General features: G+C 35.3%; 16 protein-coding genes. 9 read left to right on the top strand and 7 right to left on the bottom strand.

Annotated features, from left to right (window positions below):
• Positions 1-88: 88 nt before the first annotated feature.
• Positions 89-733, top strand: coding sequence for a deoxyribose-phosphate aldolase (gene deoC, locus IKV95_RS07275; protein ID WP_029090659.1), 645 nt, complete (start codon positions 89-91; stop codon positions 731-733).
• A 52-nt stretch (positions 734-785) separates the two neighbouring features.
• Here the strand turns inward: deoC and IKV95_RS07270 are convergent, their stop codons facing one another.
• From IKV95_RS07270 to IKV95_RS07255, 4 genes are all read right to left on the bottom strand, one after another.
• The gene (locus IKV95_RS07270) at positions 786-2,039 is read right to left on the bottom strand and encodes an MDR family MFS transporter (protein WP_029090658.1); all 1,254 of its coding nucleotides are present in this window, start codon (positions 2,037-2,039) and stop codon (positions 786-788) included.
• 175 nt (positions 2,040-2,214) lie between these two features.
• Positions 2,215-3,447 (bottom strand): aminopeptidase, encoded by a 1,233-nt coding sequence (locus tag IKV95_RS07265; protein ID WP_029090657.1) that lies wholly within the window; start codon positions 3,445-3,447, stop codon positions 2,215-2,217.
• Positions 3,448-3,476: 29 nt separating this feature from the next.
• Positions 3,477-4,373, bottom strand: a complete 897-nt coding sequence (locus IKV95_RS07260; RefSeq protein ID WP_069119371.1) for a diacylglycerol/lipid kinase family protein — start codon at positions 4,371-4,373, stop codon at positions 3,477-3,479.
• A gap of 33 nt (positions 4,374-4,406) precedes the next feature.
• Positions 4,407-4,853, bottom strand: coding sequence for a flavodoxin (locus tag IKV95_RS07255; RefSeq protein WP_029090655.1), 447 nt, complete (start codon positions 4,851-4,853; stop codon positions 4,407-4,409).
• Positions 4,854-5,128: 275 nt separating this feature from the next.
• On the opposite strand from IKV95_RS07255, the gene map (IKV95_RS07250) reads away from it, so the two are divergent.
• Positions 5,129-5,893 carry a type I methionyl aminopeptidase gene (gene map, locus IKV95_RS07250; protein WP_029090654.1) on the top strand — a complete coding sequence of 255 codons (765 nt, stop codon included), beginning with the start codon at positions 5,129-5,131 and terminating at the stop codon, positions 5,891-5,893.
• A gap of 30 nt (positions 5,894-5,923) precedes the next feature.
• The gene (gene map / locus IKV95_RS07245; RefSeq protein ID WP_029090653.1) at positions 5,924-6,682 is read left to right on the top strand and encodes a type I methionyl aminopeptidase; all 759 of its coding nucleotides are present in this window, start codon (positions 5,924-5,926) and stop codon (positions 6,680-6,682) included.
• A gap of 90 nt (positions 6,683-6,772) precedes the next feature.
• Here map (IKV95_RS07245) and IKV95_RS07240 read toward each other — a convergent pair whose 3' ends face one another.
• Positions 6,773-7,003 carry a DUF1128 domain-containing protein gene (locus IKV95_RS07240; protein ID WP_029090652.1) on the bottom strand — a complete coding sequence of 77 codons (231 nt, stop codon included), beginning with the start codon at positions 7,001-7,003 and terminating at the stop codon, positions 6,773-6,775.
• Positions 7,004-7,121: 118 nt separating this feature from the next.
• Here IKV95_RS07240 and IKV95_RS07235 point away from each other — a divergent pair, with 118 nt between their 5' ends.
• From IKV95_RS07235 to IKV95_RS07220, 4 genes are all read left to right on the top strand, one after another.
• The gene (locus IKV95_RS07235; RefSeq protein ID WP_069125337.1) at positions 7,122-7,979 is read left to right on the top strand and encodes a YihY/virulence factor BrkB family protein; all 858 of its coding nucleotides are present in this window, start codon (positions 7,122-7,124) and stop codon (positions 7,977-7,979) included.
• Between the two features lie 23 nt (positions 7,980-8,002).
• Positions 8,003-9,385 carry a 23S rRNA (uracil(1939)-C(5))-methyltransferase RlmD gene (gene rlmD, locus IKV95_RS07230; protein WP_069119366.1) on the top strand — a complete coding sequence of 461 codons (1,383 nt, stop codon included), beginning with the start codon at positions 8,003-8,005 and terminating at the stop codon, positions 9,383-9,385.
• A gap of 326 nt (positions 9,386-9,711) precedes the next feature.
• The gene (locus IKV95_RS07225) at positions 9,712-10,206 is read left to right on the top strand and encodes a GNAT family N-acetyltransferase (RefSeq protein WP_029090650.1); all 495 of its coding nucleotides are present in this window, start codon (positions 9,712-9,714) and stop codon (positions 10,204-10,206) included.
• Between the two features lie 134 nt (positions 10,207-10,340).
• Positions 10,341-11,039: a LytTR family DNA-binding domain-containing protein gene (locus IKV95_RS07220; RefSeq protein ID WP_069125339.1), complete on the top strand. Its 699-nt coding sequence runs from the start codon at positions 10,341-10,343 to the stop codon at positions 11,037-11,039.
• A gap of 745 nt (positions 11,040-11,784) precedes the next feature.
• Here IKV95_RS07220 and IKV95_RS07215 read toward each other — a convergent pair.
• A complete protein-coding gene (locus IKV95_RS07215) occupies positions 11,785-12,882 on the bottom strand; it encodes a M24 family metallopeptidase (RefSeq protein WP_029090648.1) in 1,098 nt (365 codons plus the stop codon).
• Positions 12,883-13,071: 189 nt separating this feature from the next.
• Between IKV95_RS07215 and IKV95_RS07210 the strand changes: the two genes are divergently transcribed.
• Together IKV95_RS07210 and IKV95_RS07205 are read left to right on the top strand one after the other, a co-directional pair.
• Positions 13,072-14,385, top strand: a complete 1,314-nt coding sequence (locus IKV95_RS07210) for a DRTGG domain-containing protein (RefSeq protein WP_029090647.1) — start codon at positions 13,072-13,074, stop codon at positions 14,383-14,385.
• Positions 14,386-14,396: 11 nt separating this feature from the next.
• Complete coding sequence (locus tag IKV95_RS07205; protein ID WP_029090646.1) at positions 14,397-15,326, top strand: DHH family phosphoesterase; 930 nt, start codon at positions 14,397-14,399, stop codon at positions 15,324-15,326.
• 56 nt (positions 15,327-15,382) lie between these two features.
• On the opposite strand, the gene IKV95_RS07200 is transcribed toward IKV95_RS07205, so the two are convergent.
• The coding region (locus IKV95_RS07200; RefSeq protein WP_287451578.1) for an exodeoxyribonuclease III at positions 15,383-15,800 on the bottom strand (418 nt) is incomplete at its 5' end.

Genomic DNA, 15,800 nt, shown 5'->3' with positions numbered 1-15,800 from the left:
TTTGTGTTATAATACAATTTTTTATTGAGAGAATTGTCGGGTAGTGTTATGCTAAAAGAGGATAGTGTATGAATAAGGAGGATTTTCGATGTCAGTCGCTAAAATGATAGATCACACGTTATTAAAACCAGATGCAACACAGGAAGAAATTGAACAATTGATTAAAGAGGCAAAACAATACGATTTTGCATCAGTATGTATCAATGCTTCGTGGGTACAGTTGGCTGCTCAACAATTAAAAGAAACAGAGATAGATGTCTGTACGGTTGTCGGTTTTCCATTAGGAGCAACGACAACAGCAGTTAAAAAATATGAAGCTGAAGAAGCCTTAGAAAATGGCGCAAATGAAATCGATATGGTAATGAATATCGGAGCTTTAAAAAGTGGAAATGACGAATTAGTACAAGCAGAAATAGAAACAATCGCTATATTGGTACATCGTTATAATGGGTTGTTGAAGGTAATTCTTGAAACATCACTTTTGAGTGATGAGCAAATAGAACGTGCCTGTCAGTTAGCAGTCGCTGCTGGAACTGATTATGTTAAAACGTCAACAGGATTTAATGGGGACGGTGCAACAGTTGAAGCTGTTTCATTAATGAGACGCACAGTTGGTGAAAAAGTGGGGGTGAAAGCATCAGGTGGTATTCGTACCAAGGATGATTTGCAACGCATGATTGTTGCAGGTGCGAACCGCGTGGGTGCCAGCTCAAGTATCGAACTTATTCGTTAATACAAAAAAAGACCTCCCTTAGATTTTTCTAAAGGAGGTCTTTTTTTGTGAACTATTCTGTTGTTAGCTTTCGTTGTTCCATTTTGAAGACGAAATGATAGATAACACCGCTAATTAAAGCGAGGATAGCCATCACTACAAAAGTAGGGAAGTAACCAATACCTACTGAGATAGTTACCATTAAAGGTGCAATAACACGTCCAATTGTATTTCTAAGACCTGATGCACTAAAGTACATGGCACGATTATCAATCGGCGCAATGCGTGCAACAAAACTTTGTTGGAAACCAACGACCATTACTTCGGCTATACTGAATACAATCATAGCAATAATGAATTGCCACACCGAGATGGATGAGCCAAAAATGATTAATCCAACGGCATAAAAAATACAAGACAGTACAAACACAAGACCTTCTTTGTAGCGAGACATCCATTTTGTCACCGCGATAGCAGTCAATGCAACGATAAAACCGTTAATTGCTAAAGTAATAGCAAAGACTTGTTCAGCATTTAATGTCATTGTTAAGAAATTAACTGTAGTCGGTATCACTTCCTTAATATAAATCGGGAAGAGCATATCTATTTGCATGATTGTTTGCATTGTTAAAATACCAGCGATGATAAACATCAAGAAAAGTTTATCACGTAACACAACTTTATAGCTGGCAAATTGTTCCTTCAATACAGCGCCAATCGTTTGTTTTGGTGCTGGTTCTTTACCAAGGACTGAAGGCGCTGTTTCATGTGTTAACTTAACTAGTGCAAGCAATAAGATGCTTTCTAAGATGATGATCACAATTACAGACTGAACAGGATAATTGATGTATAAGACAGCACCTAGTAGAGGACCTACAACAACGGCAATATTAAGCATCGTGAAGAAAATCGAAAAGACATAGGCACGGTGTTTTTCAGGTACGACATCAGCAATCATTGCCTGTGCCGCAGGTTGATAAAAAGAACCTGCGATACTTACACCAGTAAAAGCAATTAAGACGAGCAAAGGTGAATTAATCAGAGAACTACGAGCAAAAGCAAATAAAACAAAGCACATGATTTCGCCACTAATTGCAACAATTAACATGCGTTTTCGACCAAATTTATCGGCTAAAAAACCGCCAAGCAATCCAGTGAAAGCAGTGATTAGTTGTGATGTAATCAGCAAAATTCCAGCGGTTGTCCGTCCAAGTGTTTCTGAAAAATAGAGTGTTAAAAAAGGGAATATCATCCAAAAAGAAATGTCTACAAAGGCTTCTCCGTAAAGTCTTACTTTTAGGTTGACATCCCATTCGCTATAGCGCATGGTCATCCTCCTAAAATAACAGGCTTGTATCATATAATAAATCAAGTCGTCATTAATTATTTTATGTAGAATTGAAGAGTCCGACTAATGTCGAACTCTTCATTCTTCTTACAAATTGTGTTTTTCACACAATATTTAGTGAGTCATATAAATTGTTTGCGTTTAAAGTAGCAACTTAAATTGCCCAGTCACCATTACGGAAGACAGGAACAACTGTCCCATCAGCTTGCACACCATCAATATCCATTTCGCCAGATCCAACCATGAAGTCAACATGAACAGGGCCTTGGTTAATACCTTCAGCTTCAAGTTCTGCAGTGGTCATATCTTTACCACCATCAATGTTAAAGGCATAAGCACTGCCGATTGCAAAGTGGTTCGCAGCGTTTTCATCAAATAATGTTGTATAGTATAGGACACCTGATTGTGAGATTGGTGAAGGATGTGGAACTAATGCCACTTCACCAATATATTTAGCAGCTTCATCTGAATCAATGAGGTGTTTTAAAACTTCTTCACCACGTTCAGCTGTTACTTCTGTAATACGGCCATCTTTAAAAGTTAGTTTGAAACCGTCAATGACAGTACCGCCATAACTTAAAGGTTTCGTACTGCTTACAACACCATTAACGGCTGTTTTTTCAGCAGCTGAAAAGACTTCTTCAGTTGGAAGGTTTGCTGTGAAACGAGTACCCGCAGCATTTTCACTGCCTGCAGCAACCCAAAGATGTTTTTTAGGCAATCCAACAGTTAAGTCTGTACCAGGAGCAGTGTAGTGAAGTGACTCAAAATGAAGGTCATTTAAAACAGCTGCTTTGTCAGTTAACGTTTTTTCGTGTGCATACCATGCACCGATATGATCCTCGTTATCTAAACGCATTGTTTTGAAAATTGCTTCCCAAAGGGCATCAATTTGCTCTTCTGGAGCTAAATCAGGAAAGACTTTGGCAGCCCAACCTTTTGTAGGTGCACCAAGTACTGTCCAAGCAATTTTATCCGATTGTGCTAATTGTAAGAAAGGTTGCATTACTTTACCAGTTGCTTTATTACCAGCAGCAATTTTCTTAGCATCAACACCATTTAATAAATCAGGGTCTTGGCCAGCGATTGAGATAAAACAAGCATTTTCATTTGCTAGTTCAATACGTTCGTTAGCATAATGAGTCGGCTCTTGTTCAAAGATAGAAAGTGGCGCATTGTCATATTTCATTCGAGCTAGAGTTGAGTCAACATACTTAACGATGACTTCACTAGCGCCGGCTTTATAAGCTTCAGCAGTAATCGCATGTGCAACATCGATGTTCTCGATGTTAACCGTCAAGTATACTTTTTGTTCAGGTTGTACGTTAACACCAACTTTTACAGCTAATTCAGCATATTTTTGTAATTTCTCGTTAAAATTTTTCATTATAAAATCCCCTTTTTAAATAAATTTTATTATGCGTCAACTGGTGTAAATACATTTAGGTGTGAAGGTAAAACTTCTAATTCCAATGGTAGATAATCATCGGGATCCCCATCAACATTTGACTTTAGAATACTTTCTTTTGAAGAAATAAAAACTTTATTCGATTTAAAGGCAATTAATCCGCCGTTTTGGCTAACTTGACCGCTAAATAGTTGTGGTAACAATTTAGTTCGTTCAATTACACTACTATCAGTGACGATAAATACATGGAATAAACCATCGTTTACCTCAGCTTCAGGCGCAAGTTTTTCAAAACCACCGACGGAGTTGGTAAGTGAGACAATGATGAGTTCAGATTCAACATTGTGAACTTCATCAGTTGTTTTCACTTCAAAATTGAATTTTTCTTTACGAGCATATGCTTTAGCGCCTTCAATAAAGTAGGCCATTGCCCCTAATTGTGTTTTTTGTTTAACACTCACGCGATCAACAGCTTCAGGTATACTACCGATTGCAACCACATTCATAAAATAGTGACTGTTAATTCGACCAATATCTAAAGGCGTTTCTTTTGCGGTTGCAAGCATTTTAATTGCTTGTTTAGGTTTTTTTGAAATTTTCAAAGCACGAGCTAAATCATTAACAGTACCTAAGGGTACAAGACCAAATGTAGGACGATGTTTTTGCTCTGCTAATCCGTTGATGGTTTCATTAAGAGTCCCATCACCACCCATTGCAATACAGGCATCGTAACCTTTCATGGCAGATTCTTTGGCGAACGTTGTAGCATCACCAGCTTTTTCAGTTAAACGAATGTCAACTCGATCAAAGCGTTTTAATAGTGTATCTTCAGCAAGCTTTAGGTATTTCTTTCCTTTTTCTTTTCCTGAAGAAGGATTGACAATAAGCATCGCAGTGGAAGTCATTTCATCACCTCATCATTATTTAAGTATATTTTTCTAGGCATTTACTTGTTCAACAATTTTTTCAACTAACGCATTAATTGCAGCAATATCTTCTTCGCCAGGATCTAAATCAACTTTTATACCTTCACCAGCAATTGTACCACCTTGTTCTTTAAAACGCGTTTGAATAAAATCAACAAGTAGGCAATAATCATCATAAAAAGTATCACCTGAACCAAAAGAAGCACATAATTTACCTGTAAAATCAACTTCTGACATTTCTTCATAAAAATCGACAAATTCATCTGGTACTTCACCAAAATCGTATGTATAAGCGCCTACAAGACATATATCGTAGTCAAGTAAATCTTCGGGAGAGACAGTGACACACTCTTCAATATCGACTTCAATTCCGTGTTTTTCTAAGACTTCACCAAACAAGTCTGCAATTTCTTCTGTGTTACCAGTCATACTGGCATAAACAATTTTAGCAGTCGTCATCGCCTATCACGCATCCTTATCTATAAATAGTAATCTGATGTTATTCTATCATATACCGTCTTAATGTTACACTATAAGTCTGATAATTAGCATTTTTTTTGACTGAAAAGTTAATAAATTCGTAAAAACGTTCGGGTTTTAGCGATAATTATTGAATATATAAGTTAGCTAGTTTTTTTCAGAAGTGAGAGATTGTAATGATTTTTGCATTAACCTTTAAAAAAGTAGTGTTTGTGTATATAATATAGTAGGAAAGCAATGAAAGGGTGAATGAAATGATTACACTTAAATCACCTCGTGAAATCGAAGCGATGCGTCGTTCCGGAGATTTATTAGCGAGTATACATTTAAAATTAAAAGATATCATTAAGCCTGGAATAACAACATTGGAAATAGATAAATTTGTTGAAAAAGAAATCCGCGCTGGCGGTGGTATTCCTGAGCAAATTGGTTTTGAAGGTTATGAATATGCAACATGTCAAAGTTTAAATGAAGAAATCTGTCATGGTTTTCCAACAAAAATACCATTAAAAGATGGAGATATATTAACTGTTGACACAGTCATTAATTTAAACGGTGCAATAAGCGATTCAGCATGGAGCTATTTAGTTGGTGAAGTGTCTGATGAAACAAAACATTTATATGAGGTAGCGTATGAAGCTCTCTATAAAGGAATTGAACAAGCGGTTATTGGTAATCGTATTGGTGATATTGGCCATGCGATACAGTCTTATGTTGCACCACAAGGTTTGAGTGTTGTGCGCGAATTCGTGGGTCATGGCGTTGGGCCTACAATGCATGAAGCACCAGATGTTCCAGCATATGGTTTAGCAGGTAAAGGCATGCGTTTGAAAGAGGGTATGGTTATTACAATTGAACCAATGATTAATACTGGGGACTGGCGTTCTAAAATGGGCTTAAATGGTTGGACAGCCACTACGATTGATGGTGGGTTAAGTTGTCAGTTTGAACATACACTTGCAATCACTAAAGAAGGACCTGTAATTTTAACAGATCAAGGCGAACGAAAATTATCATAAAAATGAAGCGAGGTTGAAAGGATGAATAAAATGATTACATTAAAATCACCAAGAGAAATTGAAGCAATGCGACGTTCAGGAGAACTATTAGCAAGTATCCACATTAAATTAAGAGATATGATTAAACCAGGCGTAACAACTTGGGAGATAGATAAATTTGTTGAAAAAGAAATCCGTGCAGGTGGCGGGATTCCTGAACAAATCGGCTTCGAAGGTTATGAATATGCGACATGTCAAAGTTTAAATGATGAAATTTGTCATGGTTTCCCAACGAAAAAACCATTGAAAGATGGTGATTTAATAACAGTTGATACTGTAATTAATTTGGACGGAGCAATGAGTGATTCAGCTTGGAGTTACTTAGTAGGTGAAGTATCTGATGAAACCAAAAGACTTTATGAGGTAACACATACAGCGTTATACAAAGGGATTGAACAAGCTGTTGTGGGAAATCGTATGGGAGATATTGGTCATGCAATTCAGTCTTACGTTGAACCTGAAGGTTTTAGCGTTGTGCGTGAGTTTATCGGACATGGCATTGGACCAACAATGCACGAAGCGCCAGAAGTGCCGCATTACGGTTTACCAGGTAAAGGCTTACGCTTAAAAGAAGGCATGGTTATTACGATTGAACCTATGGTAAACACGGGTGATTGGCGTTCGAAGATGGGTAAAAATGGCTGGACAGCGTCAACAATTGATGGTGGTTTAAGTTGCCAATTTGAACATACACTAGCTATTACTAAAGATGGCCCAGTAATATTAACAGATCAAGGCGAAAAACGCTAAAAATCCAGTTAATAAACGGTTCTTTGAAATGATAGTTAGGTGTTATTTTATAAAATAGAAGCCTTCTGATAAACGCAGAAGGCTTTGTTTTTATTTTTGAGCTATGGTGATTTTTCCAATTTCCTCAGCTAACATATTCAACTCGTTTGTGCTAAAAGTGGTTCGCTTAGTAACGAAGTGATACATATCGTAAAGATCTTCATAATCATCAAGATTGATAGTGCGATGAGCCATAACCTCGGCATTAATCATTTGTAACTTAGTTGTGATTTCTTTAAGCATAATCGTTACGTTTTCATGTGAAGGTGTTTCGAGAGACATAAGAACATCCTTTCCTTATAAACCAATTTAAAATGAATTGTATCATAAAAATATTTGAATTGACATGTTTTATTCGTCATAAGGATGGGAAAATAATCAAGAGAGAAGGTGAGAAATCATGAACAAAATAAAACTTTTCATACAATATTTTATTGCTAATTTTAAAAAAGTTGATATTAGTGCTGTTGGCGGTCAACTTGCGTATTTTTTCTTTTTATCATTATTTCCAATGCTGTTATTTTTATCAGCATTAATTTCATACTTACATATTGATCAGGACAGTGTTTATAAAATGTTAAAAGAAATTGTACCTCATGATATGTTTGCCCTTATTCAGGGGTTAGTTGATAGTTTGCTTAATCATCAAAGTGCAAGTTTATTATCAATTGGTATTTTAGGAACAATTTGGTCTGCATCGAATGGCGTCAATGCAATTGGCAAGGCACTGGACAGTGTTTATAGTACTGCAAAACGTCGTAATTTTTTTATTCAACGTGTGTTATCAATGTTCTTTATGATTTTTCTTTTTATTATGGTAGGATCAGTTGCGATAATAGGTGTTTTTGGTCGTCAAATCGGCTTATTTATTACTAAATTATTTAATTTAGATTTTAATATCTTTGAAAATTATAATATTATGCGTTGGAGTATCGTTATTTTTGTAATATTTACAGCATTAGTGCTATTATATCGTTTCTTGCCTAACCATAAAATTAAATTTAAGGAAACTATTATCGGAGCAGCGTTTACATCGATAGCTTGGATGATTTTCTCATATCTATTTTCAATTTTCATCGATAATTTTAGTAACTATTCGGCAATATATGGCAGTATTGGAGCAGTTATTATTTTAATGTTATGGTTTTATTTATCAGGAATTATTGTTATCATAGGTGGAATGATTAATGCGGCATATGCCACCTATATAAAAACGCAGTTATCTAAAAAAAGTGTATTAGAGACGCCCTATAAATAGAGCGTTTCACAGGAGGAACAATGATGAGAGAAAGTAAGACTGGACAATATAGTCTAGGACAAAAAATGACAGTTGTTATAAAGCGTATTGGAATTAATGGTGAAGGAATTGGGTATTTCAAAAATACAATTGTATTTATTAAAGGCGCTCTACCTGGGGAACGTGTTGTTGTTAAAGTCACAAAGGTTTTCCCGAAATACTTAGAAGCAGAGTTAGTTAAAATAGAACGTGAATCAGCGGACCGAATTATACCACTTTGTCCGGTATATGAAGAATGTGGAGGTTGTCAGTTACAGCATCTTGTATACGATAAACAGCTAGTTATGAAACGTGATATTATTAGACAAGCTTTCCAGAAGCACACGAAAATACCAATGGATAAACTAACCGTGAAACATACAATTGGAATGAAAAACCCGTGGGCATATCGCAATAAAAGTCAGTTTCAAGTGCGAGAAAGCGACGGAGTTATAAAAGCTGGCTTGTATCAACAAGAGTCACATCAACTGATTGATATAGAAGAATGTGTTGTTCAGCAACCAAACACTACCAAAATCACGGCATTTATAAAAAAACAACTTCAAGATTTAAATGTACCTATTTATGATGAAGAAAAAAACAGTGGGATTGTACGAACACTTGTTATTCGTGAAGCGATTCATACGGAGGAAATTCAAGTTGTATTTATCACTAATAGTAAAAAACTGCCTAAAAAACGCGAGTTGATTGAACGCATTCAAACAGCCTTTCCTCAAGTTGTTTCGATTATGCAAAATGTTAATCAAGAAAAAACGTCACTCGTATTTGGTGATGAAACGTTTCTTGTTGCAGGAAAAGAAGTTATTTCTGAAAAAATGACAGGAATTACTTATGATTTATCAGCACGTGCTTTTTTCCAGTTAAATCCAGAACAAACAGAAAAACTATACCGCAAAGTTGCTAATGTTTTAGAGCTCAAGGGTCACGAAACAGTTGTTGATGCTTATTGTGGTGTAGGTACGATTGGCTTATCGCTTGCTCATGCTGTTAAAGAAGTACGCGGAATGGATGTTATTGCTGATTCTATAGAAGATGCTAAGCACAATGCTGAACGCGCAAACATTACAAACGTACATTATGAAGCAGGAAAAGCAGAAGAGATCATGCCACGTTGGATTGATGAAGGGTTTAAACCAGATGTTGTGATTGTGGATCCACCACGCTCTGGTTGTGATGATGCGCTACTAGATACGATAAAACAAGTGCAACCGCAAAAAATGGTATACGTGTCTTGTAACCCATCAACTTTAGCAAGAGATGTACAGCAATTGACACCTTGGTATACGATTTCAGAGATTACACCGTATGATATGTTTCCACAAACTGCACACGTTGAATCTGTTTGTTTGTTAACTTTAAAAGATTAAAAAAAGAAGTAAACCACATTGGTTTACTTCTTTTTAGTTGTACTTAATTTCTTTTTATAATCCTAATTGTTGTTTCTTTTTAGCAGAAATTCTTCCTCTGTTAAAATACTATCGTCTTATTCCCGAAAAATAATATAGTTAATTTAAGTGTTGAGATTAAAAATATATTATTATTTGTGGCATTTTTAAATCATGAATTGTAAAAATCATGTTACATCGGTTCTTTTCGGTTTATTAGGGAGATTTTTTTTGTTATAGTAATAAAATAACATTATTATAAAAGGTCTAAAAAGAACTCAAAGGCTTGTATAGGAGTGGATTTACAAATGATCAGAAAAGCAGAATTGTCAGATATATCGGCAATTATGAAAATCGTCAAATCAACAATTAAGGTTATGCATGAAGAAAATAATCCTCAATGGGACGAATTATACCCAACGGAGGAAATTTTTAAAAACGATATTAAAGTTGGCGAATTGTTCGTTTATACCGATGAAGGAAAAGTTCAGGGGTTTATTTGTATTAGCCCTGAGAAAGAATCTGAGTATACGATGGGAGCATGGCGCGAATCAAAAACAGCACTTGTGATTCATCGCTGTGCTGTTGCGACCGACGTTAGAGGTAAAGGTATTGCGTCACAGTTTTTGGAGCTAGCAGAAAATTTAGCGATTCATAAAAAATACAACTACGTGAAAAGTGATACATATATCACGAATAAAAAAATGAATGATTTCTTTTTAAAGAAAGGTTATACGTTTTGTGGAGAAATGACACGACCAGAAATGGTGTATCCTTTTAATTGTTACGATAAGATTTTGTGAAATACAAGCTGCAAACTATTACATATAATCCTGTTGAAACCATAGAATTGTTCTATGGTTTCTTTAATTACTACGTAAATTCTATCTTATCGTTTATACTTGTAGGTAATAATAACTGAGAGGCGGGTTAAAATATGTTGTTTATTGATTGTCAGCTGCAGGATGTTAAGGTAGAAGGTACGATCAAAAAAGCAATCACACAATGGTTTTATTCGATTGATAGGAACGATGTTCGTATCAATAATATACCTACCACGCTCACTCCAGAAGATACCATTGTTTCATTTAGGGACATTTATAGGATTGGTGAAGATAAATTAGCACCGGCCAGGGTATATGATATTTATGTTTATCGAGAATTATCAGAGTTGAAAGGAGTATTGCAAAAGTATCAAGAACTTTTTTCAGTAATAGACAGTACAGACAATTCAGAAAAAATAGAAGGAGAAGTATTAGCTTTGCTATGGCATATTATTGATGGTTATCAGAATAATGATATGAATAGTCAGGTTAAATTTCAAATAAAAGATAATGGCATGTATTATTTGATAAATTTGCTTGATATTATCTATTTTGAACACGATATTAATTTAAGAAGAATACGAATTGTGACAAGTGAAAATGATTATTTTTACCGTTCTAGTTTAACGTCAGCTATGGAACGATTACCTGATTATTTTTGTCGGTGTCATCACGGTATTATTATTAACACACGAAAAATCTCCCGAATAGATAATGAAACAGCACTTGTTTATTTTGATGATAATCGTTCGATTAAGGCATCTGTTCGGGGCTTGTATGAATTGATTAGAATGTTAAAAAAACAGTTATGATAAAGATGCTCTACTACGTTATTTTCCTGAATTACAAAATTAACCGCCACTATTGAACATCCTCTGTACTTCAAATAAAAACTCCAACATTTAAAAAAGAAAAACTGAAAATGCCTTCAGCGCATTAAAAAACATTAGATTTGAAATTTAAGTTGGGATATTAGTGTTTCTGGTGTTATTTTCGATTTCCAGTACTTCAACATAAATCATCTGAAAATTTCATAACCGCTACAAAAAACATCCACTACTAGACCTGAAATTCAAGTCTAGTAGTGGATGTTTTATAGATTGCAATTGACCAGTGTTTTTAACACTGTTGAAGATACTTTTAATAGCTAGTCTAATGAATGTTTTTTATTTTTCTACTTTTTTTCTATCTCCAGTTGCAACACCTATTCTCCTTCAAAATTCCAGAACAAACAAAAAACATTAGACCTGAAATTTAAGTTGGAATATTAGTGTTTCTGGTGTTATTTTCTATCTCCAGTACTTCAACATAAAACATCTGAAAATTTCATAAACGCTACAAAAAATCCACTACTAGACCTGAAATTCAAGTTTTTTAGTAGGCATGTATCAGCCTACTAAAAAACTTGAATTTCTAGTCTAACTCGTAGTGGATGTTTTATAGATTGCAATTTACCAGTATTTTTTACAATGTTGAAAATACTTTTAATAGCTAGTCTAATGAATGTTTTTTATTTTTCCAATTTTTTAGAGAATGAAAGAGGTGTTTCCACTTTCATTATTGAATAATTTGTAATTCTTTTGGATATTGTGTGAGTGAGATTACGCCATCTTTAGTGACAACAACGTCATCTTCAATACGAACACCGGCAATGTTTGGTACGTATATGCCAGGTTCAATTGTAAAGACCATGTTCTCTTCTAATAATAATTCATTGTTATCTGTAATTGATGGGAATTCATGGCATGTGATACCGAGGCCATGTCCAAGTCGGTGAGGGAAGTAATCACCATAACCAGCATCTGCTATTGTTTGACGGGCAGCGAGATCAATTGTTTTAGCTGCAACACCAGCTTTTACAGTGTTCATTGCTGTAAGTTGTGCTTTCAAGACTGTGTTGTAAATCTTTTCTTGCTCTTTTGTAATTGAACCAAAGGCTACTGTGCGTGAAATATCAGAGGCATAACCTTTATGCATAACGCCTAAATCAAATAAAACAAGGTCACCTTTTTGGATTTTTGTTAAACCAGGGTTACCGTGTGGTGATGCTGCATTGATTCCAGTAAGTACCATTGTTGAGAAAGACATTTCAGTAACGCCTTTTTTCTTGAGTTCGTACTCAATTTTGGCAATGATTTCTAATTCGGTCTTGCCTTCAGCAATTTCGTTGACACCAATTTGAATAGCATAATCAGCTAATTCAGCGGCTTCTTTCATAATTGCTATTTCATCAGCCGTTTTAATAACACGCATACGGTTCAGTAAATCTGTACCATTAGCAAATTCCGCGTCTGGGAAAGCTGCTTGGATAGCAAGGAAACGTTCAACTATTAAATGATCTTTCTCTATTAAGATAGAAGAAACGTCTGAAGTACGTGCTTTAAGAAGCTCTGTTATTACTTCAAAAGGTTCTTGGCTATCAGTATAACCATTGATGTCAAATTCCCAGCCAGAAGCTTTGGCATCATTAACATCTAATGATGGAGCGAATAGCAATGGAATAGTATCAGCAAAAATAAAGAGTGCAAGTACACGCTCATGTGGGTCACTGTAAAAACCAGTGATGTATCCGATATTATTTGGATTCGATATATAGGCGAAATCCAAATTGTTATCTTTTAAGTGTTGTTGGATTTTTTCAAGTTTATTTAACATATAAAAGTCCTTCCTTCATTGAATTAATTGCTCTAAATTAACGTTATCAGTGTACCATAAATTGTGCTAGGTTGCACAAAGTTAGATAGGAATCCTTCCTTTAAAATCTGTGTTATAATTTCTATAACTAAAAGTATAACAGTAAAATGTTAAAATCGTAAATATGTGAATAAGAGGAGACTAAAACCGATGACGACGAAACATGAATTGATTATGTCTTACATTGAAAAGTTACCTGTAGGTGATAAAATTTCTGTACGTAAGGTAGCACAGAATATGCACGTCAGTGAAGGAACAGCCTATCGAGCGATTAAAGAAGCTGAAAATGCGGGATTTGTCAGCACTATAAAGCGTGTAGGTACTATTAGAATAGAGCGTAAAATCAAAGAGAATATTGAAAAATTGACGTATGCTGAAATTTTAAATATGACTGATGGACAAGTCTTAGGTGGTCGTGTAGGTCTCTATAAGACACTTAATCGTTTTGTTATAGGAGCAATGACAATCGAAGCGATGACACGTTATGTCGAAGCTGATCATTTAATCATTGTCGGAAATCGAGAAAATGCCCAAAAATTGGCACTAGAAAAAGGTGCTGCTGTACTTATTACTGGTGGTTTTGGAACGAATGAAGAGGTTATTAAACTGGCGGATGAACTAGAAATGCCTGTTATTTCAACATCATATGATACTTTTACAGTTGCTACTCTAATTAACCGTGCGATTTATGATCGATTGATAAAAAAAGAAATCTTATTTGTGTCTGACATTCTGAAACCCATGGAAGATGTGACAATACTTCAAAATAATGATACAGTTGCAACTTATTATCAACTACAGGAAGAAACAGGTCATAATCGTTACCCTGTTGTAAATAAGGCAGGACGTTTGGTAGGTGTCATTTCACCAAAAGATATTAGTGAGCACCCGAGTACAACTACGATTGATTATTTAATGACGCGTAATCCAATCGTAGTAGGAGAACAAATGACCGTACCTTCCGTTGCACATATGATGATTTGGGAAGGCATTGAACTGATACCTGTTGTCAAAGAAAACCAAGTGATTGTAGGATTAGTTAGTCGTGAAGATGTACTAAAAGCAATGCAGTTAATGCAACGTCAACCACAAATTGGTGAAACATTAGACGATACGATTGTAAATCAGTTTATTTTGCCAGAAGATAGTTACAAAAAAGAAGGTTATAAATTCCAAGTAACACCGCAAATGACAAATCATATTGGAACGCTGTCATATGGTGTGTTATCGCAAACGTTATGTGAGGTTGTACAACAAATGATGATGAGTGCACATCACCAAAATACAATGGTGGAGTCGATGACCATTTACTTCTTGAAGCCAATCCAAATGGATAGTGTTTTAGAATTTGAGCCAACGCTTTTAGAGCAGAGTCGAAAAACAGCGAAAATTGATATTACAGTGCGAGTGGACAATGTGATTATGTCAAAATCATTAATCTCAGTTCAAATTATTGAAAGGTAAGTGATAGAATAATGAAACAACAAATTTTAGATAAAATTAAAGAGTATGAAACGATTATTATCCATCGACATGTCGGTCCAGATCCAGACGCTTATGGGTCACAGTGTGGATTGGCCAATATTATTACAGAGAGTTTTCCCAATAAAAAAGTATATCGTGTAGGGAAGCATGAGGAATCACTTCGTTTTTTAAGTGATCTTGATGAAATTGATGATTCTATCTATGAAGGATCACTTGTTATTGTAGTAGATACAGCAAATTCACCTCGTATTGATGATAAACGTTTTGATAAAGGGGCTGAATTAATTAAAATTGATCATCATCCCAACAATGATCCATATGGTGATCTGGTATGGGTTGATACAACAGCATCATCAACAAGTGAAATGATTTGTGAGTTTCAAGAGACATTTGCGGAGGAATTGACATTGACTGCAGTTGCTGCTCGTTTATTGTTTACAGGAATTGTTGGCGATACTGGGCGTTTCATGTTTCCAAATACAACGTCACGCACCTTTGCATATGTGTCAAAACTGACAGCTTATGAATTTGATCGTCCAGCAATTTTCAATACAATGTATAAAAAAGATGCGCGTGTGCTGCATTTTAATGGTTATGTCTTACAGAATTTTAAAATGTCTGAAAAAGGTATGATTCATTTGAAAATTACACCCGACTTATTGACTGAATTTAACGTTACATCTAATGAGGCAGCAATGTTAATTAATACCGTTGCTCAGGTAGAAGGCGTAAAAGTATGGGTCTTTTTTGTCGAGGAACCTGAGCGTATTCGTGTGCGCATACGTTCAAAAGAAATTGTTATTAACGATATTGCAGCTGATTACAATGGTGGTGGCCATCCGTTAGCTTCTGGTGCTACTGTTTATTCGTGGGAAGAAGCAGATCGCCTAATTGCAGATTTAGAAAATGCTTGTAAGTAAAAAAACAAAAATCAAGACCTTCTTTCTTAACCGAGAAAGAAGGTCTTTTTTATGCTTTATAAATCAATCTCTAAGGCAACGGGACAATGATCTGAGCCCATGACGTCTTTATGGATAGATGTTGATGTCATTTTGTTTTTCAATTTATCACTCACAACAAAGTAATCGATACGCCAGCCCGCATTGTTTGCACGCGCATTAAAACGATACGACCACCATGAATAGGCACCTGTAAGATCGGGGTTGAAATGACGGAAACTATCGGTGAAACCTTGGTCAAGTAAATAGTTAAAACAATGGCGTTCATCATCAGAGAAACCAGGGTTATTACGGTTGTTTTTAGGGTTTTTCAAATCAATTTCTGTATGTGCAACATTTAAATCACCACAAAGAATAACTGGTTTTTGTTCATTGAGCGCAACAAGGTAATCTGTTAAATCATGTTCCCATTTAATGCGATATTCTAAACGAGCT

The sequence above is a fragment of the Brochothrix sp. genome (genome assembly GCF_017549435.1).
GTDB lineage: Bacteria > Bacillota > Bacilli > Lactobacillales > Listeriaceae > Brochothrix > Brochothrix thermosphacta.
Note: the sequence above shows the minus strand (reverse complement) of the source record. Positions and strands in the feature narration are given on the sequence as shown.